Origin of the sequence: Paenibacillus sp. FSL H3-0329, from assembly GCF_037963285.1 — a bacterium.
In the GTDB taxonomy this organism is placed as follows: Bacteria; Bacillota; Bacilli; order Paenibacillales; family Paenibacillaceae; genus Paenibacillus_AQ; species Paenibacillus_AQ odorifer.
The window spans coordinates 1,192,630-1,217,285 of the sequence record NZ_CP150150.1; the positions used below are offsets into that span (position 1 = coordinate 1,192,630).

Annotated in this window: 24 protein-coding genes; 10 read left to right on the forward strand and 14 right to left on the reverse strand. The window is 45.0% G+C overall.

Annotation, left to right across the window (positions count from 1 at the left end):
- Positions 1 to 94: 94 nt before the first annotated feature.
- From NSQ66_RS05160 to NSQ66_RS05180, 5 genes are all read right to left on the reverse strand, one after another.
- Positions 95 to 2,041, reverse strand: a complete 1,947-nt coding sequence (locus NSQ66_RS05160) for an ABC transporter permease (RefSeq protein ID WP_038568977.1) — start codon at positions 2,039 to 2,041, stop codon at positions 95 to 97.
- Positions 2,016 to 2,786 (reverse strand): ABC transporter ATP-binding protein, encoded by a 771-nt coding sequence (locus tag NSQ66_RS05165; RefSeq protein ID WP_036679832.1) that lies wholly within the window; start codon positions 2,784 to 2,786, stop codon positions 2,016 to 2,018. Before NSQ66_RS05165 ends, NSQ66_RS05160 begins: the two co-directional genes overlap by 26 nt.
- Before the next feature lie 239 nt (positions 2,787 to 3,025).
- Positions 3,026 to 4,024, reverse strand: a complete 999-nt coding sequence (locus NSQ66_RS05170) for a sensor histidine kinase (protein ID WP_036679831.1) — start codon at positions 4,022 to 4,024, stop codon at positions 3,026 to 3,028.
- Positions 4,021 to 4,719, reverse strand: coding sequence for a response regulator transcription factor (locus NSQ66_RS05175; RefSeq protein WP_076100491.1), 699 nt, complete (start codon positions 4,717 to 4,719; stop codon positions 4,021 to 4,023). The genes NSQ66_RS05170 and NSQ66_RS05175 overlap by 4 nt, the downstream gene beginning before the upstream one ends.
- A 255-nt stretch (positions 4,720 to 4,974) precedes the next feature.
- Positions 4,975 to 5,187, reverse strand: a complete 213-nt coding sequence (locus NSQ66_RS05180; RefSeq protein WP_141118572.1) for a hypothetical protein — start codon at positions 5,185 to 5,187, stop codon at positions 4,975 to 4,977.
- 873 nt (positions 5,188 to 6,060) lie between these two features.
- Between NSQ66_RS05180 and NSQ66_RS05185 the strand changes: the two genes are divergently transcribed.
- On the forward strand, positions 6,061 to 6,966 hold the full coding sequence (locus NSQ66_RS05185; RefSeq protein ID WP_052096804.1) for a GNAT family N-acetyltransferase: 906 nt from the start codon (positions 6,061 to 6,063) through the stop codon (positions 6,964 to 6,966).
- A gap of 252 nt (positions 6,967 to 7,218) precedes the next feature.
- Here the strand turns inward: NSQ66_RS05185 and NSQ66_RS05190 are convergent, their stop codons facing one another.
- The gene (locus NSQ66_RS05190; RefSeq protein ID WP_076100456.1) at positions 7,219 to 8,373 is read right to left on the reverse strand and encodes a phosphodiester glycosidase family protein; all 1,155 of its coding nucleotides are present in this window, start codon (positions 8,371 to 8,373) and stop codon (positions 7,219 to 7,221) included.
- A gap of 246 nt (positions 8,374 to 8,619) precedes the next feature.
- Between NSQ66_RS05190 and NSQ66_RS05195 the strand changes: the two genes are divergently transcribed.
- Together NSQ66_RS05195 and NSQ66_RS05200 are read left to right on the forward strand one after the other, a co-directional pair.
- The gene (locus tag NSQ66_RS05195; protein WP_038568983.1) at positions 8,620 to 9,207 is read left to right on the forward strand and encodes a histidine phosphatase family protein; all 588 of its coding nucleotides are present in this window, start codon (positions 8,620 to 8,622) and stop codon (positions 9,205 to 9,207) included.
- 77 nt (positions 9,208 to 9,284) lie between these two features.
- The gene (locus NSQ66_RS05200) at positions 9,285 to 10,103 is read left to right on the forward strand and encodes a GGDEF domain-containing protein (RefSeq protein WP_081382558.1); all 819 of its coding nucleotides are present in this window, start codon (positions 9,285 to 9,287) and stop codon (positions 10,101 to 10,103) included.
- A gap of 65 nt (positions 10,104 to 10,168) precedes the next feature.
- Here NSQ66_RS05200 and NSQ66_RS05205 read toward each other — a convergent pair whose 3' ends face one another.
- From NSQ66_RS05205 to NSQ66_RS05235, 7 genes are all read right to left on the reverse strand, one after another.
- Complete coding sequence (locus NSQ66_RS05205; RefSeq protein WP_036680370.1) at positions 10,169 to 11,401, reverse strand: SLC45 family MFS transporter; 1,233 nt, start codon at positions 11,399 to 11,401, stop codon at positions 10,169 to 10,171.
- A 4-nt stretch (positions 11,402 to 11,405) separates the two neighbouring features.
- The gene (locus tag NSQ66_RS05210) at positions 11,406 to 12,143 is read right to left on the reverse strand and encodes a glycerophosphodiester phosphodiesterase (protein WP_036680373.1); all 738 of its coding nucleotides are present in this window, start codon (positions 12,141 to 12,143) and stop codon (positions 11,406 to 11,408) included.
- A gap of 102 nt (positions 12,144 to 12,245) precedes the next feature.
- On the reverse strand, positions 12,246 to 13,112 hold the full coding sequence (locus tag NSQ66_RS05215) for an STM4011 family radical SAM protein (RefSeq protein ID WP_076100449.1): 867 nt from the start codon (positions 13,110 to 13,112) through the stop codon (positions 12,246 to 12,248).
- Positions 13,109 to 14,458: an STM4012 family radical SAM protein gene (locus NSQ66_RS05220; RefSeq protein ID WP_038568985.1), complete on the reverse strand. Its 1,350-nt coding sequence runs from the start codon at positions 14,456 to 14,458 to the stop codon at positions 13,109 to 13,111. The genes NSQ66_RS05215 and NSQ66_RS05220 overlap by 4 nt, the downstream gene beginning before the upstream one ends.
- A 32-nt stretch (positions 14,459 to 14,490) precedes the next feature.
- Positions 14,491 to 15,273 carry an STM4013/SEN3800 family hydrolase gene (locus NSQ66_RS05225; protein ID WP_038568987.1) on the reverse strand — a complete coding sequence of 261 codons (783 nt, stop codon included), beginning with the start codon at positions 15,271 to 15,273 and terminating at the stop codon, positions 14,491 to 14,493.
- Positions 15,273 to 16,610, reverse strand: coding sequence for an STM4014 family protein (locus NSQ66_RS05230; protein ID WP_249267751.1), 1,338 nt, complete (start codon positions 16,608 to 16,610; stop codon positions 15,273 to 15,275). Before NSQ66_RS05230 ends, NSQ66_RS05225 begins: the two co-directional genes overlap by 1 nt.
- Complete coding sequence (locus tag NSQ66_RS05235) at positions 16,570 to 17,415, reverse strand: STM4015 family protein (RefSeq protein WP_036680382.1); 846 nt, start codon at positions 17,413 to 17,415, stop codon at positions 16,570 to 16,572. Before NSQ66_RS05235 ends, NSQ66_RS05230 begins: the two co-directional genes overlap by 41 nt.
- A gap of 169 nt (positions 17,416 to 17,584) precedes the next feature.
- On the opposite strand from NSQ66_RS05235, the gene NSQ66_RS05240 reads away from it, so the two are divergent.
- From NSQ66_RS05240 to NSQ66_RS05255, 4 genes are read left to right on the forward strand one after another with little or no spacing between them, the layout of a single operon-like run.
- On the forward strand, positions 17,585 to 19,060 hold the full coding sequence (locus NSQ66_RS05240) for an amidase family protein (RefSeq protein WP_036680384.1): 1,476 nt from the start codon (positions 17,585 to 17,587) through the stop codon (positions 19,058 to 19,060).
- A gap of 36 nt (positions 19,061 to 19,096) precedes the next feature.
- Entirely contained in the window at positions 19,097 to 19,630 is a 534-nt protein-coding gene (locus NSQ66_RS05245) for an NUDIX domain-containing protein (RefSeq protein ID WP_042124672.1), read from the forward strand.
- A 1-nt stretch (position 19,631) separates the two neighbouring features.
- Entirely contained in the window at positions 19,632 to 20,003 is a 372-nt protein-coding gene (locus NSQ66_RS05250; RefSeq protein WP_036680386.1) for a cupin domain-containing protein, read from the forward strand.
- A 4-nt stretch (positions 20,004 to 20,007) separates the two neighbouring features.
- Complete coding sequence (locus tag NSQ66_RS05255) at positions 20,008 to 20,553, forward strand: GNAT family N-acetyltransferase (protein WP_036680387.1); 546 nt, start codon at positions 20,008 to 20,010, stop codon at positions 20,551 to 20,553.
- A gap of 97 nt (positions 20,554 to 20,650) precedes the next feature.
- On the opposite strand, the gene NSQ66_RS05260 is transcribed toward NSQ66_RS05255, so the two are convergent.
- On the reverse strand, positions 20,651 to 21,520 hold the full coding sequence (locus NSQ66_RS05260) for a helix-turn-helix domain-containing protein (protein WP_036680388.1): 870 nt from the start codon (positions 21,518 to 21,520) through the stop codon (positions 20,651 to 20,653).
- A 170-nt stretch (positions 21,521 to 21,690) separates the two neighbouring features.
- Here NSQ66_RS05260 and NSQ66_RS05265 point away from each other — a divergent pair, with 170 nt between their 5' ends.
- Genes NSQ66_RS05265 through NSQ66_RS05275 form a run of 3 tightly spaced genes read left to right on the forward strand, consistent with a single transcriptional unit; the run spans position 21,691 to position 24,648 of the window.
- Positions 21,691 to 22,776 (forward strand): glycoside hydrolase family 88 protein, encoded by a 1,086-nt coding sequence (locus tag NSQ66_RS05265; protein WP_231574052.1) that lies wholly within the window; start codon positions 21,691 to 21,693, stop codon positions 22,774 to 22,776.
- Positions 22,777 to 22,809: 33 nt separating this feature from the next.
- Positions 22,810 to 23,754 carry an ABC transporter permease subunit gene (locus tag NSQ66_RS05270; protein WP_036680389.1) on the forward strand — a complete coding sequence of 315 codons (945 nt, stop codon included), beginning with the start codon at positions 22,810 to 22,812 and terminating at the stop codon, positions 23,752 to 23,754.
- Positions 23,755 to 23,766: 12 nt separating this feature from the next.
- Positions 23,767 to 24,648 (forward strand): carbohydrate ABC transporter permease, encoded by an 882-nt coding sequence (locus NSQ66_RS05275; RefSeq protein ID WP_036680390.1) that lies wholly within the window; start codon positions 23,767 to 23,769, stop codon positions 24,646 to 24,648.
- The last annotated feature ends 8 nt before the right edge of the window (positions 24,649 to 24,656 follow it).

Sequence of the window (24,656 nt, forward strand, 5' to 3'; positions counted from 1 at the left end):
AATTGTCTAATGATCAGCTAGAGAACCTTTTGGTGCTGACATAAGTTCCAAGCCGCGAAGTACATCCAGGGTTATGATTCTTTTCGACATGTCGTTACACCATTATTTTCTTGAGACTATGAATGTAACGTGATCTCGCAATAAGGAAATAGATAGTTTGCACAACCAGAAATACAGCTGATGTAGTAAGCACGGGCACAGTTACATTTGTGATATTAATCTGTTTCAGTATCGGACGAATCACGACAAGAGTCTGGATGGTGGCAATAATAATCGGAATATAGAAAAGTACCGAAATCTGTTTGGTAGCAGAAGCTGACATTTCTTTAGTGCTTAAACCGATTTTGGATAAAGCATTATACATTTGCTTATCTGTATTGAGCTCAGTATGAAGCTTAAAAAAGAGAAAGCTGGCCGATGAAAGTGAGAAGATCAGAGCGATAAAAATCCCTATAAAGCTAAGCATGGCGGCTCCCTGCTTGGTCGATAGATAGCTGTCTGCTCGCGATCCCAGTATAGAGCTGTATTGATGATTAGCCTTGTTAGCGGCTTTATTCCATTGGATGAGGTCTCTGGTGACAACAGCTTCAGCTGAGCTGTCATTAGGTGTAGGACCGTCCCATGCAGGGATTTTGTATAGATATTTCACATAAGGTCTCGTGTACTTCTCTGTTGAAGTAGAAATCTTATGATATAAGTTGTCATCTACGATTAGAAGTGAGGTGGCCATTGGATCTACTGGATGCACCTTTGGTGTTCGTAATTCTTTTAGCATCAGCTCCTCATCTTTCTGAACCTTCAAATGAATCGCTCGATCAGCAGCAAAATTCTGTGAATCCATATGTGGGTTCAGCAGTAATACAGCTTCTTTTTCAGACAAGGGCCCAACCTCGGACACATCCATTTGTAAGCCCAGTTGATTGAACTGTGAGCGGGATATCAGATCAATTCCAAGTATTTTTTCCTTATCGATTCCTTGAATGGAAGCAGAGATTAGTTCTACTTTATTCTCTGTGTACTCGACTTTAGCATTCTTTAATTTAGTGTGAATGGGCTCTAAATCTGGTGCTTCATCCTTCGGATCATAAATCGTATAACTCACAGCGAATGGGGATTTTTTATAGAGGTCTGAGTTCGCTTGATTAATCGATAAAAGAATCCCCGATGCCATGCAGGCAAGCGAGGTAACTACAGTTACAAGGAAGAGCATTCTTGCATTGTCTTTAATCTTATAACTCATCTCAGAAATCCACAGCAGATTGGTTCCGCGCCACAGCCGCTTGCGTCTTAGTTTTAGTAAGCGAATGCCCAATACAGATAACTGAGAGTAGAAAAAGTAGGTTCCAGCGATACCTGTGACAGCGGCGACTAACAGTGAGGTCGGGGACAATTGCTTCCGAATCGCGAGAGCGCCGACGGTCAACAGTAGAAGCCCAAAGAATGAGAACAATAAGGAGACACGGGGTTCTTTTTTAGGTTTAACATTTCCCTTAAGCAGTTCAAGAACTTGATGCTTACGAATGAACAATAATGTGAAGATCGAAATGACCAGAAATAATGAAATGAAAGAGATAGAGGTAATCATTAACGCCTTCATTGGCCAATAAAAGGGCAGTGGCTCCATGCCCATAATTGTCGTGCTTAGCAGCAAAAATAACTTGGATAAAAGCATGCCGAAAGACACACCTGTTACAATAGAGAGCAGTCCGATAAGCATATTTTCTATAAGAATCAGCTTGTTGATCTGGCCAGGGCGTGCGCCTAAAATCATCAGTATGCCGAACTCCAGATTACGCATTTTCAGAAATGCGCTAATCGAATATAGAACGAAAAAGAACGCAAAGATAAACACGATGTAAGAAGCAATTTGCATGCCGGAGGCTGAATTCGCACCCAGCTCGATGTTGGTAATACTAGGGTGGTAAATAAAGACTGAATAAGAGAAAAAGATCATGACCATAAAAGCACTGCTTAAGAAAAAAGCAAAATAAGCGCGTGAATTACGGCGTACATTATTAAACGCGAATTGAGGAAAGTTCATGACTATTCCCTCCCCAGAACGAAAGTGTGTCGATAATCTTTTGGAAGAAGGCCTGACGGTTATCGCCCCGATGAATTTCCGCTGCTAGTTTGCCGTCTTTTATAAAAACAATTCGGTTGCAGTAGCTCGCTGCCAGTGGATCATGTGTTACGAGCATTAGCGTGGTGCCTTCTTTGTGATTAATATCCTCCAGCGATTCCATCACCATCCGCGAAGAATTGGAGTCAAGCGCACCCGTAGGTTCATCGGCCAAAATAATCGAAGGAGAGGTGATGATCGCCCGGGCAATTGCGGTCCGCTGACGTTGTCCCCCTGAAATTTCATAGGTGCGTTTGCTCAGAATATCGGTAATGTTTAAGCGTTCTGCGACTCTTTGAAGCAAGATCTCCATCTGGGAGAGCTTACGGTTATCCAAAGTCAGGGGCAGCACAATATTCTCGGCGACGGTTAATGTCTCAAGCAGGTTGAAGTCCTGAAACACAAAGCCTAGTTGTTTTCGGCGAAAGTGGGCGAGCTCTTTTTTATTCAAAAGATAAGGGTTGCTGCCGTTGATATTCACTTCGCCAGAGGACGGCTGGTCGATTGTGGATACCATATTGAGCAGTGTTGTTTTACCGCTACCAGACGGTCCCATAATTCCGACAAATTCACCTTTTTCAATATTTAGATGAATATCAGTGAGGGCTTGGGTCACTATTTTGCCGGGGTATACCTTATGAAGTCCTTTGACTTCCAATACGTTCATATCATTCATTCCTTCCAATACAAAAATGATTTCATCCGCCTTATTCGGGGAACGGGTTATGTATATAATTTATAAGATCGAGAGATTAGCTGCTATGGATTTACCTTAAGGTTTCCTTACAGAGAAGTTAAGGTTATGTTCGCCTTTCTCCTTGTGAAGAATGGGTTGAGAGATAAGTAACCTATAAAGAAGAAGGAGGCTTCAAAGCCATGAATAATGACGACGAAGTCCCCTCAATATTATTTCTGTAGATGATCACTGTTGCTAAAAATAAGCCGCACGCGGGTTCCTTCCCCGAGCCGGGACTGAATATCCACCTTGTGTTCGAGCCTGTTGCAAATCTCCCGGACGAGATACAGCCCCATCCCTGTCGATTCATGATAATGTCGTCCGCGGTCACCCGTAAAGTAGGGATTAAAGACCCGCTTCAGATCCTCAGGAGAAATGCCGATCCCTTGATCGGTAATATCCAGAATAGTGTCGGTGCCCACACGCTGAGCTGAGAGGGTAACGGTTTTGCCAGAACCGGAGGTATAGTTTACGGCATTAGTTAAGATTTGGGCCAGCATAAACATTAACCATTTGGCATCGCTATATACCGCTAGATTGGCATCCACCTGTATATCTACTTTTATGCCCCGGCGTATGAATAGTCTGCGATTTTCGGCTACCGCCTCACTAACGGTTTTGCGCAGAAGTAACGGTTCAACTTGAAAATCATTTTCAAATCGGTCAAGTCTTGAAGTGTAGATAACCATCTCCAGCCCTCCGCGCAGACGTTCCAGTTCCTCCTGAATACTTGCGGCAGCCTCCTCTTCAAGATCCTTTAGCGTAAGCTGAATTACAGAGAGCGGGGTCTTCATTTGATGAACCCAGCGATTCATGAATACGATATGCTGATCCATCTGGCGCGCATGCGCATTCACTTGCTCTTGATACTGGCGGTCAATAAGCTGCAATAACTCATGGATAGCTTCTGAAAGAGGAGTGTCTCCTAAGGAAACAAGATGTTTTTGGAGCATGTCCATAGGTTCGCTTAATGCTGCATACAATCTCCGGTGCTGAACGTATCGGTAGCCTAGATATAGCAGTAGAACTACGGTACTCAAGGCGATTCCATAAAGCATGATAGAGATAGGTCTGTTCTCACCAGACAGCCAATACAGCAAAGGGATAAGCAGCATCTGAAGCAGATAGAATAGGATCAGTGAGATCTGGTCTCTCCAAAAAAGCCTCATGGCGTATCCTTAGAGACATTAAGCCGATAGCCAGCGCCTCTTACGGTTTCCACAATGTCACCAAGACCGAGATCCTTGAGCTTTTTGCGGACACGGGTTATGTAGACATTTAATGTATTGTCATCTATGAAATGCTGATCCTTCCACATGAGATCGAGCAGACGCTCCCGGTTAACCACTCGTCCTTCCTTAAGCAGTAAAGCTTCCAGTAGAACCGCTTCCTTCTGGGTTAGCTCACTCGTGTGCCCGTCGTATTGGATCACATATCGTTCAGGATAGAGGATTAAACCTCCAGACTGGAGTTTATGCTCTTCTTGAGTCTGTGAGTATGAACCGTATGCTCTACGTATGTGGCTGCGGATTTTGGCAAGTACAACCTCATAGTGAAAAGGCTTAGTGATATAATCATCCCCGCCATTCTCAAGCGCCATCACCTGATCCATTCCACTATCCCGTGCAGAAATGAACAGAATCGGGCAGAGTGAGAGGGAACGGATCTGGCGGCACCAGTAGAACCCATCATATTTAGGCAGATTGACGTCCAGTAAGATAAGGTCAGCCGAGCTTTCATTAAAAGTCTCCAGCACCCTGTTGAAATCCTCTACAATAATTGTACGGAACCCATATTTCGATAGGTACGTGCTCAGCAAGCTTGCCAGCTTGGCATCGTCCTCTATGATTAGAATTGTCTCCATATTTTCACTCCTTTGTTCAGTAATACAGTAACATGGACAAGGAAAATTATGCAAAAAGAGTACTCGTATTCGTGGTCAACGTAAGAATCTAGCTAGTTTTACCGAAGGGGAATTTAGCTGATCTAAGTCTAGCTGACCTAAGTCTAGCTGATCTAAGTCTAGCTGATCTAAGTCTAGCTGACCTAGCCTAGCTGGCCTAGCTCTAGCTGATCTAGCTCTAGCTAACCTAGCCTAGCTGACCTAGCTGTAGCTGATCTAGCCTAGCTGACCTAGCTGTAGCTGGCCTAGCTCTAGCTGACCTAGCTTTAGCTGACCTAGCTCTAGCTGAATAGCTCTAGCTGATCCAACTTTAACCGATCTACCGCTAATCGATCCAAAACTAACTGATCTAAAATCTAACTCAGCTAGATCTATGCAATCCAAATTTAGCTCAAGCGGCTTATCCAGACTTAATTGCACTTTGTACACTTATTTCTGCGTAGATAGTCCATAGAAGCCATTTAATTGCACTTCGTGCAACTAAAAAGGGTGAATTCGGTGCAATTAAAGGAAAACCGGAAATTTAACTGCACGAAATACAACTAAACTAACTTTTGAATGAGCATTCTGAGGAATAGTTGCACTAAATGCAGTTAACGGATGCGTGGAGCTCATAATTATCGCTTGAAAAAGCTTGATCAGTGACTTTTTCCTCCGGAAGAAGATCGCGAACGCCAAAACTTTCTCTAATTGCACTTTGTACACTTATTTCTCCGTAAATAGTCCCTAGAAGCCATTTAATTGCACTTCGTGCAACTAAAAAGGGTGAATTCGATGCAATTAAAGGAAAACTGGAAATTTAACTGCACGAAATACAACTAACTATCTTTTAAAGGAGCATTCTGAGGAAATAGTTGCACTAAATGCAGTTAACGGATGCGTGGAGCTCATAATTATCGCTTGAAAATACTTGATCAGTGACTATTTCCTCCGGAAGAAGACCGCCCACTCCAAAACTTTCTCTAATTGCACTTTATACACTTATTTCTGCGTAGATACTCATTAGAAGCCGTTTAATTGCACTTCGTGCAACTAAAAAGGGTGAATTCGGTGCAATTAAAGGAAAACCAGAAATTTAGCTGCACGAAATACAACTAACTATTTTTTTAAGGAACATTCTGAGGAAATAGTTGCACTAAATGCAGTTAACGGATGTGTGGAGCTCACAATTTCCACTCAAGAAATGTTTGTTTTGTGAACGTACGGATCATATTCGGTAGTATAAAATAATAATAACTAATTATGATATATGCTTCATTTTGCATCCCCCTTAATATGAAATTAAAGAGAGGGGCGCGGAAAATGAACATTAATTTTAGAAGCTACCGTTCAGAAGATCTGCTAAAGGTACGTCATTTTCTTATACAAAGTTATAGTAAGCTAAAGACTCCAAATACCTGGCTTATAGACCGCTGGGAATTCGTTGTTTTTTTTCAGGAGACGAGAAGTGGAACGCTGGAGCAGTGGGAACAAAAAGTAGGCTTATGGGAGTATGAGAATGGAGAGCTTGCAGCTGTAGTGTGCATGGACGATGGGTTCTATTTTCAGTGTGCTGAGATGAATCCTCCGGAAAAATTACTTGAAGAAATGTTCGCTTTTGCTGAACAAAAAGCTGAGGAAGAGAACGGTGGTTACGTAGAGCTGTATGTGCCAATACCGGAGAATATGACTTCTGCGGCGGAGGTTGCTCGTAAGAGGGGGTATCATCAAACGGGTGGTAAGGAAAGCGTAAACTCCTTGCGATTGAATAAGGAATTTCCTGTGGAGCTCCCCTCTGGATTCAGAATTTGCAGCGGAGATGAGATCGAGGTTACTGCAAAAGCGCTCGGACATATTATGGCCTTCGACTATGCAGAAACGGTGGAGGCAGAGCTCACGCTGCTGCATTATGGGAATATGAGTAACGCTCCAAGCTATAATCCGCAGCTCGATCTTAGCGTTGTGAATGACGCGGGCGAAGTGGTTTCCTTTTGTAATATTTTTTGGGACAGCAGCAATAGAATTGGCGTTCTGGAGCCTGTAGGCACATCCATTAATTATCGAAAGCTGGGACTGGGACGGGCGGTCCTACACGAAGGATTTAACCGTTTAAAACAACTCGGAGCTAGTAAAGTTTACGTAGGTTCGATGCAGCCTTTCTACGAGAAATTGGGCTTTACTACTGAAGTTTGGTTGCAGGTGTGGGAATATTCAGGTCACACAGATTAAGTTGCACCGGCTGCCCCCAACACTGGATCTGTCAGCAGTACCTAAACTGGCAACGTACTATGAAAAATCCCCTTGATGGGTAAGTCGTCAAGGGGATTTTTGGGTTTGAGCTCGGCAATCATATGCTGCACAGTAGTTTCATACGTCGTACAGCAATCATACCGCTATAGCAATTATGCGCTGCAAACTGCCTCTGATTACACTTTGTACAATAGAATCATATATTCTTAGTAGCCGTCTGGCCAAGAGATTTTATTGATATTTGGCTACAATTGCATTGCTGATCTGACGCCCAGGGGACGTGAGATATTTGCCGTTGTAGTAGAGCCCGCTGGATGCACCACCATCCAGATTCATGGCTTGATACGCTCCAGCTTGCTTCATCATTTCTGCCAGCTGTGGGATGGTGGCTCCACCAGTGGTCAGCAGAATGAGCTTATGGTCGCGTGTTAATCCGAGCGCGCTGCGGGCTCCGCCGCCGGTCAAGATTTTCGGATCCTTGAAGCCTTCTGCCGCAACATTAAGGGATACCTTGCCGTTCACAAGAAGACGCGGGCCGGCTTGAAGAGCTCCTTCCATGGAGCCGGAAGCGAAGCGGCTTGTGAAATCCAACCCAGGAATCAGTGACGCTAGATGGTTGCTGTCATAGGTAAAAATCGTCCGGCGATCCCCGGAGCTATTTTTAAGCATTTTTCCACCGCTGACAATGTAACCGTATGGAGCTTTGTATGCCCCTTTTGTATAGGCATCAAAAAACGTTCCGTTAATCGCAACTACGGCATTATTACGTTTAGCCAGACTGCTTAGGTCCTCCACTTTTCCGACCGTATTTCCAGCCAGTACGACATCAAGTTTCACCTTAGGATGCAGCAGGGACACTGTAACCGTCTGGGCTTTGAAGGATCTGCCGCCAACCTTGAAGGTTTTACTAGCGCTGACAACTGGTGAAGAATCCGCTTTGATTAGTGCGCCGGACTGTACAGGAACAGTGGTTGCAATATCATTACTCTTAAGGGTTAATGAAGAGGCTTCCTTATCCCAAGTTAATTGAATGCCAAGTGTTGTGCTGATAAAAGACAACGGAATATATACCGTGCCGTTATCACTGAAAGCAAGATCAGTTAGTGTAACCGACTTTTCATTGACGAGCGCAGCGGTTTGACCTAATGTAAGCGTTATGGTTGTGTCTGCATTCGTAATGCTTATACGTTTTTCGTTAGGATTCCATACAGATTGTATACCAGTGAAGCTATTTAATAGACGCAGTGGTATGTATGAATGGTTATTCTTGTCCACATAGACGGTGTTTTTAGGAAGCGGTGTTGCACCAACAGTGGAAGGGCAAGTGGCGACAAGTGGAATGAGCAGTAAGAAGGTAAGAAACAAAGTGGACCCTAGCTTTTTCATCATAAACAATTACTCCTTATCTTGTAGCTGTTGTAAAAAACGACAAGGTTTATTATACCTCATGTTCAAAAACTTGGATAACCTTTATTTTTAAATGTTCATAGGGTGAATCTGATAGAATATAGATTATATTATTTATATTAGCACTGAAGTAGCACTGAAATTAGCACTATAACTAGCACTATAACTAGCACTACAACCAGTATCACAACTGCCACTAGACTCATTAGCTAAAAGGAGATTTTTATGACTACAATAGGTTTAATTCGCCATGGAAGTACCGCGTGGAATAAAGAAGGCAGAGTGCAAGGGCATACGGATAATTCATTGGATGCTGAAGGCCTGCAACAGGCACAACTACTGGCTGAACGACTTAGCACAGAACAATGGGATTACATATATTCAAGTGATTTACTCAGAGCGCGGCAAACGGCAGAGGTTATTGCAGAAAGATTAGGCCTTGAGATCACGGGTTTAGCGCCGGGCATTCGAGAGATGTATGCGGGACTTATTGAAGGAACTACGCAGCAAGAGCGGATTGAACGATGGGGAACCGATTGGAAGACGTTAGATTTGGGTTTGGAAACTCCAGAAGCCAGCGAGCTCAGAGGCAGCGAAGTGATTGAAGAAATTGCGGCGAGACATCCAGGCAGCCATATTCTGATCGTTAGCCATGGTGCAATTTTACGCAGTAGCCTTAGAAGACTACTTCCAGAACTGGACGGCACAGTATTATTGAACAATACGTCAATTACGCGAATAACAAAATCCGAATCGGATGGCTCCTGGAACTGCGAGTTATATAATTGTGCGCGGCATTTGGAGAAAGAGTAAGTGTTCAGATAATGTTCAGAGCTTTTTTATATATTGGTATCGCAGTACAGTAAGCTAATTATTTGTAGTTCAGAAGGATGTGCGAATTAAAGGTGGTAGAGGTTCAGATTTATTTACAAACGTTAATGTCCATTATCATCGCAGGGGTTGTAGGTTATTTAGTATTGAGATTTTACCGGGATGTTGCTAGTAAGGAACCAAAACAAAGAGCGGTTTATACGGGCCTTTCCATTATAACTATCGTCGTTGGATTGTGGGCAATGCATCAGTTAGGCAAAAAATCCTTAGAAGAAACTATAGAGGTCAATGGGGGGATTTTCACTCCGTTATTGATATACGCGCTTACGATAGCTGTTTTAATGTTTTTGCTTACACGGCTGAACCTTGTTTTGGCGGAAAGAGAGCAGCTTAAGGAACTTGCCTATAAGGATGGCTTAACGGGGCTGTTAAACAAGAATGGAATGGATCACTTTTGGGATCGCTGCAAAGTAAATGAGCAACTAGCCGTATTGTTTATGGATTTGAACCGTTTCAAATCAATTAATGACAGCTTAGGACATCATGTGGGCGATTTACTGCTGCAAGAGGTGGGAGGAAGGTTAAGTCAATTCTCCAGCAAAAGAAAACGCCATATTTTCCGCATAGGCGGTGATGAATTTGTGATCGTAGCTAAAGGCTGCAATCAGAAGGAAGCGGAGCAGTTAGCGGTGCAGATTCTGGAGAAGACGACCAGACATTATCAGCTGGGAGAGCACAACCTCTTTGTATCTGCGAGCATAGGCATCAGCATTAGTCATGGCAAGGTGGATCATTTCAGGCTGCTGCATGAAGCAGATACAGCGATGTACACCGCCAAACAGCTCGGGACAGGTCGTTATTCAGTTTTTAAAAATTAGTTTGTTAAATGTAAAATATAAGCGTCAGCCTTGGACATAAATAGATGTCTAAGGCTGACGCTTTTTTAGGCTCCCGGTGTGTGAAACTTGTGGGGTACTTGCTTGCGTCCCTTCATCAAGAAAAGGCAGAGCAGGGCAACCGCCATACTAATCGCTGCTACATAGAACAGGATGGAGTAATCAAAAATATCAATCATTAGCCCCAGCAAAGGAGGCGAGCTGATCGCTGCCAGTGAAGAGACCAAATAATACATCCCTGTTCGAGTACCAATACTTTCCTCAGTCCCCGTAGCAACAACATAAGGATAAGAGTTGATGTTGATACAAGCCCAGAAGATTCCTCCTGTCAGGAGCAACGCTCGAAGCACCAGCAGGTCCTGTGCAAACCCAACAAGCGCAAAGACCGTCATCAGGCCACATACGCCGACGATAATGATCTTCTTTTTCCCGAATCGCCCACCCAGCCAACCGCTCGGAATAGCGAACAGCACAAAGGCAAGGGAGAAAAAGGTAAGGGAGAAGGAGGCTGCTTGTTCACTGAGGCCCAGATGGTTTTTACCATACAACGTGAATAAGGTTTCGACCCCTTGATAAGCTACAAACCAGAAGAAAATCGCTGCCAGTAGAAATACTGTAGTACGATCCAGCTGGCCGCGAAAGGAGACTCTGGAAGGCTTAACTATCGTCGCAGAAGGGCTCCCCGCTGTATCGGATAGAAGCGTAGGGCTTATATTCACACCATCCCGTTTTTCTTTGATGAAGCGCGATACGATAAACAGACATAACAGGGTAATCAGTCCAGCAACGAGAAACGGCAGCGCAGGATTTGATTTATAGAGGATCGAACCCACGCCGAAAGCCAGAATTGATCCGAATCCACCCATGAAATTAATTAGTCCGTTAGCCTTTGTACGCTGCTCTTCAGGTGTTATGTCGGGCATGAGAGCGACGGTAGGGGAACGGTATAAACTCATGGCTAAATTCATCAGCATCATAAATAAAAGCAGTGTAAATAGTCCGGTATGAAACGGAATCAGCATAGTCAGCACGGCAGCGAAGGGCATACCGATCATAAGATAAGGCATTCTGCGTCCAAAACGCGAGGTCGTGCGGTCACTCCGATTGCCGATCCAAGGCTGCAAGAATAAGGCGAAGTAATTATCAATCGTCATCATGAAGCTGATTAGGGCTACACTATGTACATATTTTTCGAGGAAAAAAGGTACAAATGCGTTATACAGACTCCATGTAATGCTGATGCTGAAAAAGCCGAATCCGAGCAGCCAGACTTTTTTCACACCATCACACTCCCTTGTCAGCCAGAAGTCCAGCCAACAGGTCTGGATGATCGGTAATAATGCCTGATACACCAGCTTCAATTAAATATTTCATCCGCTCGGGATCGTTAACGGTCCAAGGATGGTAGGCGACGCCATGCTTTGCAGCTTCTTCGACGAATTCAGGCAGTACCGCAAAATGATACGCATGCAACGCGGTCGCTCCAAGCGTAGCTGCATAATCCCAAGGACGATACAGACCTTCCCCGTAGAGAATTCCTGTTCTGATCTCCGGTGCCAGCGACTGACAGTAAGCTAGTGAATAATGGTTGAAGCTCGAAAAAATGACGCGATCGCTCATCTTGAAATCCCGTACGGCCGCGATCACTTTTTCCTCCATGCCCGGATATAAAAAAGTGCCATTTTTAAGCTCGATATTTAGTATGGTATCTCTACCTTGCAGCAGATCTAATAAATCCTCCAGCAATGGAAGGCGCTCATCTTTGAATTCAGGTCCGAACCATGAGCCTGCGTCCACTTCCAGCAATTCTGCGAGTGAATGATCCTTCACATAGCCGGTTCCGCTTGTCGTGCGGTTTAGAGTTTCATCATGAATGAGGACTAGGCCGCCATCCTTGGTCATTTGTACATCAGTTTCTATTCCGGTTGCACCCAGCTCGAGACCTTTGCGGAATGCTGCCATAGTATTTTCTGGACACACTGCCGACGCTCCACGATGCGCAAAATTAATGATGTTGTTCATAAGTTATTGTCCCTCCAACTTTAGTGTTTGCTATGCCCCTATAGATGGGGGCTACTTGTCATATTCCACAGAGAGTAAAGAAACCCTGTCTGGAATTTTAATTCAGTTGTTCATAGCGCCATAAGGGATTCGTTCCAAAAGTCCATCCTCATAGATGCTCCGCAGCTTCAGCTCGGGCATATGAATATAACCGATATAACAATCGCATACCTTCATTCGGCAGCTTCTAACAGCAGAGAGACCCTCTAGCCCATCACGGTAAAGATTTCCAATGACACCTCTGTCCTTATAGCAGCGTTTCACAAGTCCAGCACCCTGTACATAAAAAACATCTTTTCCTGCATTGCAGGCTTGGCCAAGGCTTTCATAATCCATAGCATTTACAGAAAAATGTGGGTCAATCTCGCTAAGGAAGGCAAAATCCTCAGCTGTATAATAATCCGGTTTATCTTTGTAAGCATTGACCCATAGGTACACGTTTTCCGGTAATGCAGAGCGAAGTGAAGCTATAGCTGAAAAAGCGCTGCGTATTCCAACGCTTCCCACACTAAACGGAACGTCGTTCTCGTATAAAGTCATACATTGCGCCAGAAATTTATCCTCCCGCACTTGTCCGGGGTGGTAGGTGGCCCAAAAGGCCACTTTTTTACGATTCAGCTGGGAGATGAAATCCAGGTTGGCAGAAAGGTTGGTCTGAATCGCTACCTTCTCTACATGGTCCATATTGGAGAGCGCAATCATTGCTTCTTTGTACCAGCGATGAATCAGCCCTTCGCCATAGGGATTAAAAAATATAGAAAGCCGATGACCTGCCGCACCTTGCTCAGACGCCCATGCTACAAAGGCCTCCAACCCCTGGCGGTCCTTGGCGAGCGTAGCTGCGCTGTCTCTTGTTTTGCCAAAAGGACAATAGGGGCAATCATAGTTGCAGGACGTGAGGGAGCCGCGGTAGTAGAGGACCGCATTCATGGCAATACGAACCTTTCCATCTGCTCTCGGATCTCCCCAGAAATAAACCAATCCCCAATCGAATCAGAGTAACCCATCCCTTCGGTGGTAAGACGCAGGATGCCATCTCCCTCCTGCCCAAGACCGGAATGAAGCAGGTTGGACAGCTCAGGATAATCACTCCAGAGTGATTGATCGAAACGCTGGCTGTAATCTTCAAGCTTCAGCCCTTCGCTATGTAGAATCGCCTTCAGAATAAAGCGGCGTTTCTGTTCTTCAAGACTCAGCACAATTCCGTAATCCGCAGTATCGTAACGATCCGTCGCAATGTAATCAGCAATAATGCTCTCGGTTGCTTTACGGCTTACCCCATAACGGGAAGCGTAATGCACATGGCGGGTGTAGGATCTGGCTCCGCAGCCCAAGCCGACCATTCCTTCTTCTTGGCAGCTATAATCGAGAATGGGTTTAGCTGTTCCTGCGTCTTCCTTGGCGAAACGACGCATGGAGTATTGGCGATATCCTCTCGCTCTAAGCAGCTGCCCAGCGGCTTTGTAGCAATCTAGGCGAATATCGTCCTGACGCTGGATATCACCAGGCTTCACAATCGTATGCTCTCGGGTGTAGAGCGGATAGATGAAAATTTCCTCTGGCTCAAAGCTGATCGCTTGATTGAGCGAATATAGCCAAGAGTCGACCGTCTGCCCCGGAAGCCCGTAGATCAGATCTAAATTTAATATGGGAAAATCATATTTCCCCAGCAGCTCTAGTGCCCGATACACCTCATCCGGATTTTGTGGGCGATAGATGGCCGCCGATTCAGCAGCGACAAAACTTTGGATGCCCATGCTGACCCGATCCACCGTATATTCTTTTAGAATATTCAACTTCTCTTCGGTAATCGTCTCCGGTGAAGTTTCCACTGAGATGGAGGCTGTATTTGTATCCAGTCCCATCGTATCAACGGCAATGTGGAACAAGCGGCGGAGCTGATCTGCTGCCAGCAGGGTGGGAGTTCCGCCGCCGATCGCAAAGCGCGCATAAGGTTTATGTCTGGTGAATTCCGCCCATTGCTTTGCTTGGCGTTCCAGTGCATCCACGTATGTGGCATGAACATTTGCGCGTTTATCAGGCAGGGTAAATAGGTTGCAGAATCCGCAGCGTGCGCCACAAAACGGAATATGCATATATAGAAAGAAAGATTCCGCAGGCTCATCACGCCAGAGTGTTTCTAGCGGCATCGGAGGCTGCAAATCCCTGTAAGCCGTTTTGTGTGGATAGGAATACAGATAAGAACGGTAAGGGTGGGCAGTAATGCTGTTTTTCCACTTATGAAGCTCTTCTAAAGAGAAGGACGATAACGTCATATCAGTTCTCCATCCTTTCCTTGGTATAAATATTATAAAATAAACTCCCGATAAGGGACGTTCCATACCGTCTCGTGGGCTAGGCGATGCCCCTGATAGCCATCTTCCCCATAAGCGGTTCCATGATCTGAAAAAGCCAGGCAGAAGACCGGATTGCCGCGTTCCCGGAACGCATCGAACAACCGGCCCAGTTCACCGTCCACATAACGAAGAGCGGCGCGCTGGCTGTCTACGGAGTCTTTTTTAGCACCAGGTACAAAATAATGATTTGGTCCGTGAATGGCAGAGACGTTGAGGAACATAAACAATCTTTGCTCGCTAGGAGTATCCTTTAGCAGCTTCAAGGCATGGTTCACCTGATGCTCTGTGGAACGCGGATTGGTCACACCGAAGGTCATCCGCCAGTAGCTTTGCTGGAAATAGCTTGGCAACACACGAGCGAGTGGATTTTTTTTGGTGAAAAAAATAACACCTCCAATACAAACCGTACGATAGCCCTCAGCAGCAAGTCCTGACACGATATCCGGCGTATCGAACAGCCATGTATGGGGATGCGTCTTCATTCCGGTGTTTCGGGAATGGAACATGCGGATATGCTCGGTTTTATCCGTTGTGGCTGGAGTTGGCAAGAAGCCGCCGAAAAAAGCGTGATGGGCCGCATAAGTAAAGCTGCCGGGAGTATGTCTTTTCTCCCAGGGTCCCGTTCCGCACAGGTTCGGGCAGTTCGCTTCCTCCATAGTAGCTGCATCGTATCGAAGGGTATCGAGTGTGATCATTAGAATGTCATGGGTGCCAACGATAGTGTTCATATCCATTAAGAGGATCCTTCCTTTATAAGCGGTGTTGAGGGATGAGTAATATAGTCTCTGGCGGTCAATACCTTCATTTCCCATTCGTAGGTGCTGCAGCCACGGTATTTCACATCGTACAGCAAATCGCCAAAAGGATTAACATCGGCGACAAAACACTGCTGCGATCCTCCAGATATCAGCACGTCTATCCCGGCAACTCCAGAACGGGGAAATGCCGCCAGCGCTTGCAACGCGGTATTTCGTACCTGCTCCTGTATGAATTCTGATAGACCGGCTTCCGAAGGAGACATCCGCTGGCTGCGTAAATGCAGATTCGTAATTGGGGTGGAACTTACACGAGCAATTGCATGACAGGCTTCGCGGAGAACCACGAGCTGGCGGATATCGAAGGCTTTGCCGTTATGGCCGATCTTAGGAATCCATTGCTCGGCATAACCACCATGTCGATAAATCCAGTTAATAATGCCGGAGATCGTAGCGGTATCTGTGTACCGCCGCAGTTTACCGGAATTATAGTAAATGGGTGGTCGGGTGATATAATTCTCGACCCCCACTGTAGTTAAGGCAACTTCGGCACCTGTAACGGGATGGAGCTGATAGGCGATCACCCCGGAAGCGGCAGAGCCGAAGGCTAGCTTGATGAATACCCGGTGCATTCGCCGGGATATCATCATCTCACGGAGAGAGGCATAGTCCGTAGGCTGCTGTTCCACGCCTAATGGACGAGGAATAGTGATGCCTGCCTCACTTAGAATCTGTTGTGTCCGACGTTTATCGGTCATGGCCGCAATGTCTGCGGGGTCATTTAACCATAGCGAACCTGGACAAACCTCTTTGGCTTCGCGCTGTAGTCTAGCCAGCATGCGGCAATAACCGCGGAACCATTGCGAAGGATGATGCAGGACACCCTGCATCTCCTTCAATTGATGAGCTACCTTCACACGGAGTGGGCGCGGATCAGGTCTTTCAGCGTAGGGATGCAGCGAATCGTCAACATCAACGGCATCCGGTGCGCCGAGAGCGATCAATGCTCGTTCTACCTCAAAGCTGCTTCCAGGCGATTCCAATCTCAGCAGCGGGGGAGCTGCACTGAGATCTACTCCGTTGTAAACGGAGGACTGATGGGATAATTGCTTCTTCTGCTCTTCCATAAGATCACCTAATGATCTACCTTGCAGAAACTCAGCGTACGATAAAATAATGGCAGGGGGCATTCCTAGATCGGAACGCGCTTGCTGGATGCCGCTAGCCCGTTTATCACCGGGAATACCGATAACGATCATCGGCCTCATGAGAGGCTCACTCTGTGATGGAAGGATAACGCCAGTCTTCCTCATCATCGCTTTCCTGCTTGTCGCTAACATCAACAGGCAATCCACTTTGCTTCCAGCGGCTAATCATCTCGTCAGACATATAATGATGGCTTAGGTTTAATGCTTTTAATTTTTTGATTCTGTCGCTGGCTAGAAGCAATTCCGCCCCCTCATCGCTTAGGGTACCGAGTGATAGATCGAGCGTATCTAGCTGATCCAGAATAGGAGCATTTGCTAGTGCACCTGCGATCTCATCTTGGATCTGGCTATTTTTTAAACCGAGATAAGTAAGCTTAGGAAACTTTCCTACTTCTATAAGAGGGAGAAGATCTGCGAGGCTGCCGTCAAATCCGTAGTCTTCTACACCTAGATATAGCTCCAGCTTGCGCAAATTCGGCAATTGGCTAGTTGCAATATGATCTAGAACGGCTTTACCTAAGCCTCCGCTTATAATAATCAATTCTTCTAGCTTATCGTGTTTTAGTTCTGCGAGGCTCAGCTCATTCCCACCTTGAATCGTGAGTGACTGTAGCTCTGGAAAAGCAGGGAGCAGCGGCGATAGATCGCTTTGGGTAATCCAAGAAATCTCGCATTCCTCATAGCCCATCTCGCCTATGAAAAGCTTGCGTAAAGCAGGGAAGCTAGCACTATGCGTAACCAGTGCCTCTACAACTTCTTCTGAACTATTTTCGTAGGCTTGCCCCCAATCACCGATAATTAGACTTGTCAGCGAAGAACTTTCAGGGGTGCTGCTAAGCTTCTCAATTTCCGTGCCAATTCTTTGGCCTTCCTCGAATTCGTCGTATCCGATACTAAGCTTTACTTCCGTCATGGGCATTCCCTCCCGGAAAAATTTAACTTCGAAAATACCCTATCATCTGTAGCCGAGGGAGTCAAATCACAGGTTTAAATGATTATAGTCAAATTCGTCATGTCATTGAGCTAATCATTTATGGTAGGTTTATGCTAGGGAGAATTACATTATTGAAGGAGCTGCTCTGATGAAGATCAAACTTCAGGAATGGATAATAGAAGCGGATATTGCAAAGCTGCAAGCGGCTATGGAAGCAGGCGTAGTCAGTTCAGAAGATTTGGTAGTAGCCTATTTGGAACGGATTCATAAGTACGATATAGACATAAACGCAATCTTAGAAATCAATCCAGAGGCTAAAGACATCGCGAGAACACTGGATATTGAACGTAAGGAACAAGGAAGTCGGGGAAGTCTACACGGCATTCCTATATTGTTGAAGGATAATATAGATACCGCGGATAAAATGCATACGAGTGCTGGGTCAGTAGCTTTAGCAGGATCATTTGCGGCAAAAGATTCCTTCGTAGCTGCGAAGCTCCGGTCAGCAGGAGCTGTTTTGCTTGGAAAGGCGAATATGTCGGAGTGGTCTAACTTTATGTCTAGTTCAATGCCGGCTGGGTATAGCTCACGAGGTGGTCTAGTACTTAATCCATATGGGCCAGGGAATGTATTTGTCAGTGGTTCAAGTTCTGGACCTGCAGCAGCTATTGCGGCGAATTTGGCAGCAGCCTCGATCGGAACGGAAACCGCGGGATCAATTGTTGGGCCAGCCTGTCAGCATGCTCTCATCGGGATCAAACCAACGGTCGGATTAGTCAGTCGTACTGGAGTGATTCCTATTTCAGTTAGCCAAGACACTCCTGGACCTATTGCTAAAACGGTTACGGATGCGGCGATTATTTTGGGGGCATTAACGGGAGTGGATGACAGGGATGAAGCAACATTATCGAGCGAGAAGCATGCTTTTACGGACTATACTCCATTTCTAGATAAAAGCTTTATACGGCAAGCAAGAATAGGCGTTCCACGGCACTATTATAACCATTTAGATGCAGAGCGACTTTCAATTATGGAAACAGCTATCCAGACTTTGAAGAACGAAGGGGCTACGATAATAGATCCGGTTACGCTTTACGTTGAACAACAAAACTGGAATAATGATGTAATCTGTTATGAATTTAAAAAGGGGCTCAACGCGTATTTATCTGGGGTAGATGATTCCGTTCCGATTCACTCTTTGCAGCAATTGATAGCGTATAATGAAAGACATGCTGAAATCGCATTACAATTTGGGCAAGATACATTAACTAGGTCAGAGGGTATAACTTTAACCGAAGAAGAATATCAGCAAAAGAAACAAGAATACAGAGAGCTAGCACTTGAGCAAGGCATAGATTATGTGTTGGAGCAATATAGCTTGGATGCATTATTACTGCCTGGAGATGTAGATGGTATGTATATTGCAGCACGCTTGGGGTATCCGTTAATTACCGTTCCGGCAGGATTTGTAGCTCAGGGCATTATTGATTCCGACGGTGACCCAACTCGGGGGCCCTTTGGGGTAGTTTTTTCCGGAAAAGCCTATAGTGAGCCTACGCTCCTATCCATAGCCTACGGGTTTGAACAAGCTACGCAGCATCGTGTTCCACCGCAATTGGAATAGGTATTGACTACTTTATTATAGAAGGAAGAGATCAGCTTGAAATATTGCCTAGAATGTGGAACAGCGTTAGTAATGAAAGAAAGCGATGGGGAAGGACAGGTACCTTATTGTAATGCATGCGAAATGTTCAGATTCCCTATTTTTAGCACGGCGATCAGTACAGCAGTATTAAATCAGGATATGAATAAGATTCTATTGATCCAGCAGTATAACCGACCAGATTATATATTGCTTGCAGGGTACGTGAATAAAGGTGAAGATGCGGAAACCACACTTATTCGTGAAGTAAAAGAAGAGGTAGGAATTGATATTGTAGCCTATGAATATATGCGCAGCTTATATTTCGCACCTTCTAATACGCTAATGCTGAATTTTATAGGTGTTGCAGATTCGGAGGACTTAAGTCAGATGAGTGCTGAGGTTGATCATGCAGAATGGTTTACCTTGGAAGAGGCCGCCAGAGCCATTAAAAAGAATAGTCTAGCCGAAACCTTCCTGTTGGCGATTATTGAAAAATTGCATGCAGATCAGGTACAGGTAAATCCGGTGTCGGTAGGAGGAACAGTGTAAGATGATAGTATATAGCTTTGCCAAAGAAGCTGGTAAATCTATTGATGCGTTCGGAAGCCAGCAGCTTTATATGTCGAGAATACTGACAGAGGCGGTTTCTCCGCATGTGGGTTGTATGCACTTGGGTGTGAATGGACTTGTTGGCTGGCATCAGGCTCCGGTTCCACAGCTATTTCTTGTCGTTAGCGGAGAAGGCTGGGTCAGAGCAGGGGAAGAAACAGAGCTTTCAGTTAGCGCTGGCTCAGCTGTGTATTGGGACAAGGGCGAGTGGCATGAGACACGCACAGAGACAGGACTAACAGCGATAGTAATCGAAGCAGAGAATATGAGTTTGGCGATGCCAATTGTGCAGGAGATTCTTGAGCGGAGGTAAAACAATGTTTAATCAAGAGAAAAGAACAATTACGACCGAAAGATTGATACTGAGACCCTTTGAATTATCTGATGCAAAACGTGTCTCTGACCTCTGCAATAATTATAATATCTACAAAAGTACGTTGACTCTACCTTATCCTTACACTATCGAATGTGCAATATCCTGGATTGAAGCTCATGAAGAGAATTTTATCAATAATATGTATTATGAGTTTGCCATTACTGATAAGAGTACAAACGAGCTTTATGGAGCTATAGGACTGACAAATAAGCAAGCATACAGAAATGGTGAAGTAGGATATTGGATCGGTGAGGAATATTGGGGGAAAGGATACGCGACTGAAGCAGCAAAAGCGATCATTGCGTTTGCTTTTTCAGAAAAGCATTATCATAAAGTATTTGCAAGACACTTTGCTTCAAATCCCGGCTCTGGGCGAGTGATGCAAAAATGTGGAATGGTGGAGGAAGGCATTTTATTGCAGCATATCTATAAAGAAAATAAATATGATGACCTAATTCATTATGGGATTATAAATACTGAAGGTTAGGCTACATAAGATGGATTTTTAAAGTTTTTACAAGCAAATAAAACAAAAAGGAGCCGAGTGGCTCCTTTTTGCTGTGCAATAAGGGCTATACAAATTGTTATTTGGATTTATTGCGATAGGTGCGCGGCGTTGTACCGACGATCTTTTTAAAAGCACGACCAAAATAGGAGAAACTGTTAAAACCCACGGCTTCCGAGATTTCTGTGATCGGCATGCTAGTATTTGTGAGCAGCCGCTTGGCGTGATGAATCCGTGTTTGGATTAGAAAATCGGTTATAGTCAGACCAATCGTTTTTTTGAACAAATGACACAGATAATACGGATTGATATATAAATCCTGTGCAAGCTTTTCGAGCGAAATATCCGTGGTGAAGTTTTTGGATAAATATTTTACCGCTTCTTCGATTTTGACATTGATTGTATTTCTCTCAATGGGCTCAAGACCATGCTCTTCTCCGTTAAACACAAGGCGGTGTATTTCAAGTAGCATCTCATTGAGGTAAATTCGCATAGCCAAAAAGTCACCAGTATTCAGCTTTACATATTCTTCTTGCAGTCGATCTAGGAGATATTCGAAATGACGCAGACGTTCACCGCTCATTCGTATATGCCTATGCTGGTTACTGCGGTCAAACATACGAAGAAATCGTTGCTGAATTTCAGAATCCAGGAGTTCAGGGAGAAAGTGGATGGCGGTACGTGTGCTGGGTACTTGCAGCTTAGGCGAACTTTTATGAGATTCTAGGGAGCTTATCAGAATCAAGTCGTTGCCTTCAAGCGGATAGATATTTTCTTCTATTAAAAAATAACCACTGCCTTCGTGAAACATATAGATCTCAAATCCGGCATGGGAATGGAAGTTCATGTAAAAGGTTTGTTCAGTTTCTCTATACTTCATATGAATGGGTAGTTCTTGCAATTTATTGTTCACGAAAACGTCAGTCGATTGGTAAGCTCGGTCTTCCATACTCCACTCCTCCTGTATTAGAATGCGCTTTCATACATCATATAGGCTCGTAATCAATAAAGCAATATCGGTATGGTTTTACGCAATTCATCGAGAGAATTGCATCCGTTTTCATAATATACTTGGATTCAGGCCGCTAATAGCGCCGTTGGGAGGTGGCGATATATTGTATGGCGGTATTCAACCAGAGGAGTGGAATTAAGGAAATGATTATTGAAATGAATGAACAAATAAGACATGCCGCTGATCGTGTGTATCGATATATGACGGAAAGCAGATCGACCGATTGGGGAATGAACATCAATGAATGGGACTGGGTCCCTGGTGTAGGTACGATGGCATTGCTGCATTATTACGAGAAGACGGGAAACCAGGAAGTTCTTGATTATTTAATTAGATGGGTCGAAAGAAATCAAGAAAAAGCAGGACGTACGAAAGTTATTAATTCGATGGCGCCGTTCGCCATTTTTCCCAGGCTGTATGAATTAACCAAAGAAACGTATTATTTGGACCAAGCGAAACAAATCTCTCAGTGGATGGTACGAGAGGCTCCGCGAACGCGAGAAGGTGCATTTGAGCATACCGTCACGGAGAAAGGTAGCTTCCCAGAGCAGGTATGGGCAGATACAATGTTTATGGCTGTACTACTGCTTGCCCGCACAGCGAAATTAACGCAAGATTCGGATCTTGCAAAACAGGCTTTGGAGCAGGTCAGCTTGCATATGCGGTTGCTGCAGGACGAAGTGACCGGGGTTCTATTTCACGGCTGGAACAGTGCCGAGAGAAATCATTTATCCGCTGCCAGATGGACGCGGGCGAATGCATGGGTTTGTATAGCCGTACCTGAAATCTTGCAGGACATCGTAGGACTAGTCACGATCCCGTCTGATATAAGGTCTAGCTACAAGCGCATGATGGATGGCTTGATCGAATACCAAAGCAGCAACGGTCTATGGCACACGGTAATGGACCGGACAGACTTTTACCAGGAAACGTCGGGAAGCGCGGGTATTGCCTGCGGAATACTGCTGGCTATCCGTACAGGTCTGTTGGAAGAAACCTATGGAGTACACGTGTTAAAAGCTTTAAAGGGTGTTTTGAGATGTATTAATACTGCCGGAGAAGTGAGCAGTGTTTCCGGAGGGACACCGATCATGCCGACCATCGAGGCGTATCAAACGATTGAGCGTATACCGACCTTGTATGGTCAAGGGCTTGTGTTGATGCTGTTTTCGGAGTGCTTCGGAAATGAGTAAACGAAAGCTATTTTTTGTTCTGGAGGGTTAGGTATGAACTTACAAAAGTCAGCGTCACCTCTGACCAGCCCCCGAAAGGGATCGATATTGCGCAGCATGTATCGCTATCGCAGGTTGTATGTGCTCGCGCTTCCCGGCATCATATATTTTATTATTTTTCATTATGTGCCAATGTGGGGCGTGTTGATCGCGTTTCAAGATTACAGTCCGTTTCAGGGTTTTTTTGGAAGTGATTGGGTCGGGTTTAAACATTTTATTGACTTCTTTCAAGGGGACAATTTTATCAGGTTGCTAAGTAATACACTCGTGATCAGTGTGCTGAAGCTTATCTTTTTCTTTCCTGCACCGATTGTACTGGCGCTTTTACTGAATGAGGTTCGGAATGCACTTTACAAGCGATGGGTACAAACGATCGTCTATTTACCTCACTTCTTATCGTGGGTCATCGTCATAGGGATCTATTCACTGATGTTTTCTTCAACGGGCTTCGTCAATGAACTTGTAGTCATGCTCGGAGGAACGGTCAAGAATTGGATGATGATGCCTGAGCTATTTAAAATAAGCATCGTACTCCAAAATATCTGGAAGGAAACAGGGTGGGGAACGATCATCTTTCTCGCTGCACTAAGCAGCGTATCACCTGAACTCTATGAAGCAGCGGTAATGGATGGGGCAAGCCGCTGGCGCCAGTTGTGGAACATCACGCTTCCTTCGATCCGCCCAACCATCATCATGATGCTGTTACTGCAGCTCGGCCATATCCTTAATGTCGGCTTCGAGCAAATCTTCTTGATGCTGAATCCGCTCGTTATGGATGTTGGTGATGTATTTCCTACTTTTGTGTACCGTGAGGGTATTCTTCAAGGGGACTTCAGCTTTGCCTCAGCGGCGGGTTTGTTCAACTCTCTGGTAGGACTCATCTTAATTCTGAGTGCAAACAAGCTGACCAAAAAACTGGGTGAAGAAGGAATATTCTAAAGAGGTGAAATTATGAGATTCAAAAGAACCCTTGGCGAAAGATTGTTTGACCGCTTGAACTATGTACTACTTGCCCTTGTGTCGGCTGCCATGCTGCTACCCTTTGTCAATGTGCTTGCTTCGTCGCTCTCTACCGGGGTTGGGCTGAGCAGAGGGGGTCTTGTTCTCTGGCCGCGTGGCTGGTCACTGGAGGCATACAGCTATATTTTCAAACAAGGGGATTTAATTCGGGCTTTGGGCGTTACCATCTTTATCACCGTAGTAGGAACAGCACTAAATCTAATCGTTACATTTACCCTCGCGTATGCACTATCGAAATCGCATTTGCCGTTCCGTAATCCGATGCTTATGATGGTATTCTTTACTACACTATTTAGTGGCGGGATGATTCCAACATTTATTCTAGTTAAAGATCTGGGGATGCTGGACAGTCTTTGGTCGCTTATCATTCCCGGAGCGGCAAGTGCATTTAACATCATTATCGTAAAATCGTTCATGCAGACGATTCCAGATGGGCTCGAAGAGTCAGCGACGATTGACGGATGTACGGAATTCGGTACCTTTTTCCGCATTGTGATTCCGGTGTCTATGCCAATCATTGCGACCATGATCCTGTTTTACGCCGTCGGACATTGGAATGAATTTTTTCAAGCGATATTGTATATCAACAACCCACTCAAATGGCCTATGCAAGTGTTCTTGCGCCAAGTGCTTCTGGTATTGAGTTCATCGGAGCTTAACGCTTCTATGATTGATCAGGATCAAATGATGCAGCTGGCTGAACCTATCAAGATGGCGATGATCATTGTGGCTACAGCACCGATTGTTATTGTTTATCCTTTTTTACAAAAGTATTTCGTGAAGGGTGTCATGATCGGTTCAATCAAAGGGTAGATTTCCCC

Coding starts and splice junctions, on each gene's coding strand:
- NSQ66_RS05160 (WP_038568977.1), bottom strand. CDS start 2,041: ATGAACTTTCCTCAATTCGCGTTTAATAATGTACGCCGTAATTCACGC.
- NSQ66_RS05165 (WP_036679832.1), bottom strand. CDS start 2,786: ATGAACGTATTGGAAGTCAAAGGACTTCATAAGGTATACCCCGGCAAA.
- NSQ66_RS05170 (WP_036679831.1), bottom strand. CDS start 4,024: ATGAGGCTTTTTTGGAGAGACCAGATCTCACTGATCCTATTCTATCTG.
- NSQ66_RS05175 (WP_076100491.1), bottom strand. CDS start 4,719: ATGGAGACAATTCTAATCATAGAGGACGATGCCAAGCTGGCAAGCTTG.
- NSQ66_RS05185 (WP_052096804.1), top strand. CDS start 6,061: ATGAACATTAATTTTAGAAGCTACCGTTCAGAAGATCTGCTAAAGGTA.
- NSQ66_RS05190 (WP_076100456.1), bottom strand. CDS start 8,373: ATGAAAAAGCTAGGGTCCACTTTGTTTCTTACCTTCTTACTGCTCATT.
- NSQ66_RS05195 (WP_038568983.1), top strand. CDS start 8,620: ATGACTACAATAGGTTTAATTCGCCATGGAAGTACCGCGTGGAATAAA.
- NSQ66_RS05200 (WP_081382558.1), top strand. CDS start 9,285: ATGTGCGAATTAAAGGTGGTAGAGGTTCAGATTTATTTACAAACGTTA.
- NSQ66_RS05210 (WP_036680373.1), bottom strand. CDS start 12,143: ATGAACAACATCATTAATTTTGCGCATCGTGGAGCGTCGGCAGTGTGT.
- NSQ66_RS05215 (WP_076100449.1), bottom strand. CDS start 13,112: ATGAATGCGGTCCTCTACTACCGCGGCTCCCTCACGTCCTGCAACTAT.
- NSQ66_RS05220 (WP_038568985.1), bottom strand. CDS start 14,458: ATGACGTTATCGTCCTTCTCTTTAGAAGAGCTTCATAAGTGGAAAAAC.
- NSQ66_RS05225 (WP_038568987.1), bottom strand. CDS start 15,273: ATGGATATGAACACTATCGTTGGCACCCATGACATTCTAATGATCACA.
- NSQ66_RS05230 (WP_249267751.1), bottom strand. CDS start 16,610: ATGATGAGGAAGACTGGCGTTATCCTTCCATCACAGAGTGAGCCTCTC.
- NSQ66_RS05235 (WP_036680382.1), bottom strand. CDS start 17,415: ATGACGGAAGTAAAGCTTAGTATCGGATACGACGAATTCGAGGAAGGC.
- NSQ66_RS05240 (WP_036680384.1), top strand. CDS start 17,585: ATGAAGATCAAACTTCAGGAATGGATAATAGAAGCGGATATTGCAAAG.
- NSQ66_RS05250 (WP_036680386.1), top strand. CDS start 19,632: ATGATAGTATATAGCTTTGCCAAAGAAGCTGGTAAATCTATTGATGCG.
- NSQ66_RS05255 (WP_036680387.1), top strand. CDS start 20,008: ATGTTTAATCAAGAGAAAAGAACAATTACGACCGAAAGATTGATACTG.
- NSQ66_RS05260 (WP_036680388.1), bottom strand. CDS start 21,520: ATGGAAGACCGAGCTTACCAATCGACTGACGTTTTCGTGAACAATAAA.
- NSQ66_RS05265 (WP_231574052.1), top strand. CDS start 21,691: ATGGCGGTATTCAACCAGAGGAGTGGAATTAAGGAAATGATTATTGAA.
- NSQ66_RS05270 (WP_036680389.1), top strand. CDS start 22,810: ATGAACTTACAAAAGTCAGCGTCACCTCTGACCAGCCCCCGAAAGGGA.
- NSQ66_RS05275 (WP_036680390.1), top strand. CDS start 23,767: ATGAGATTCAAAAGAACCCTTGGCGAAAGATTGTTTGACCGCTTGAAC.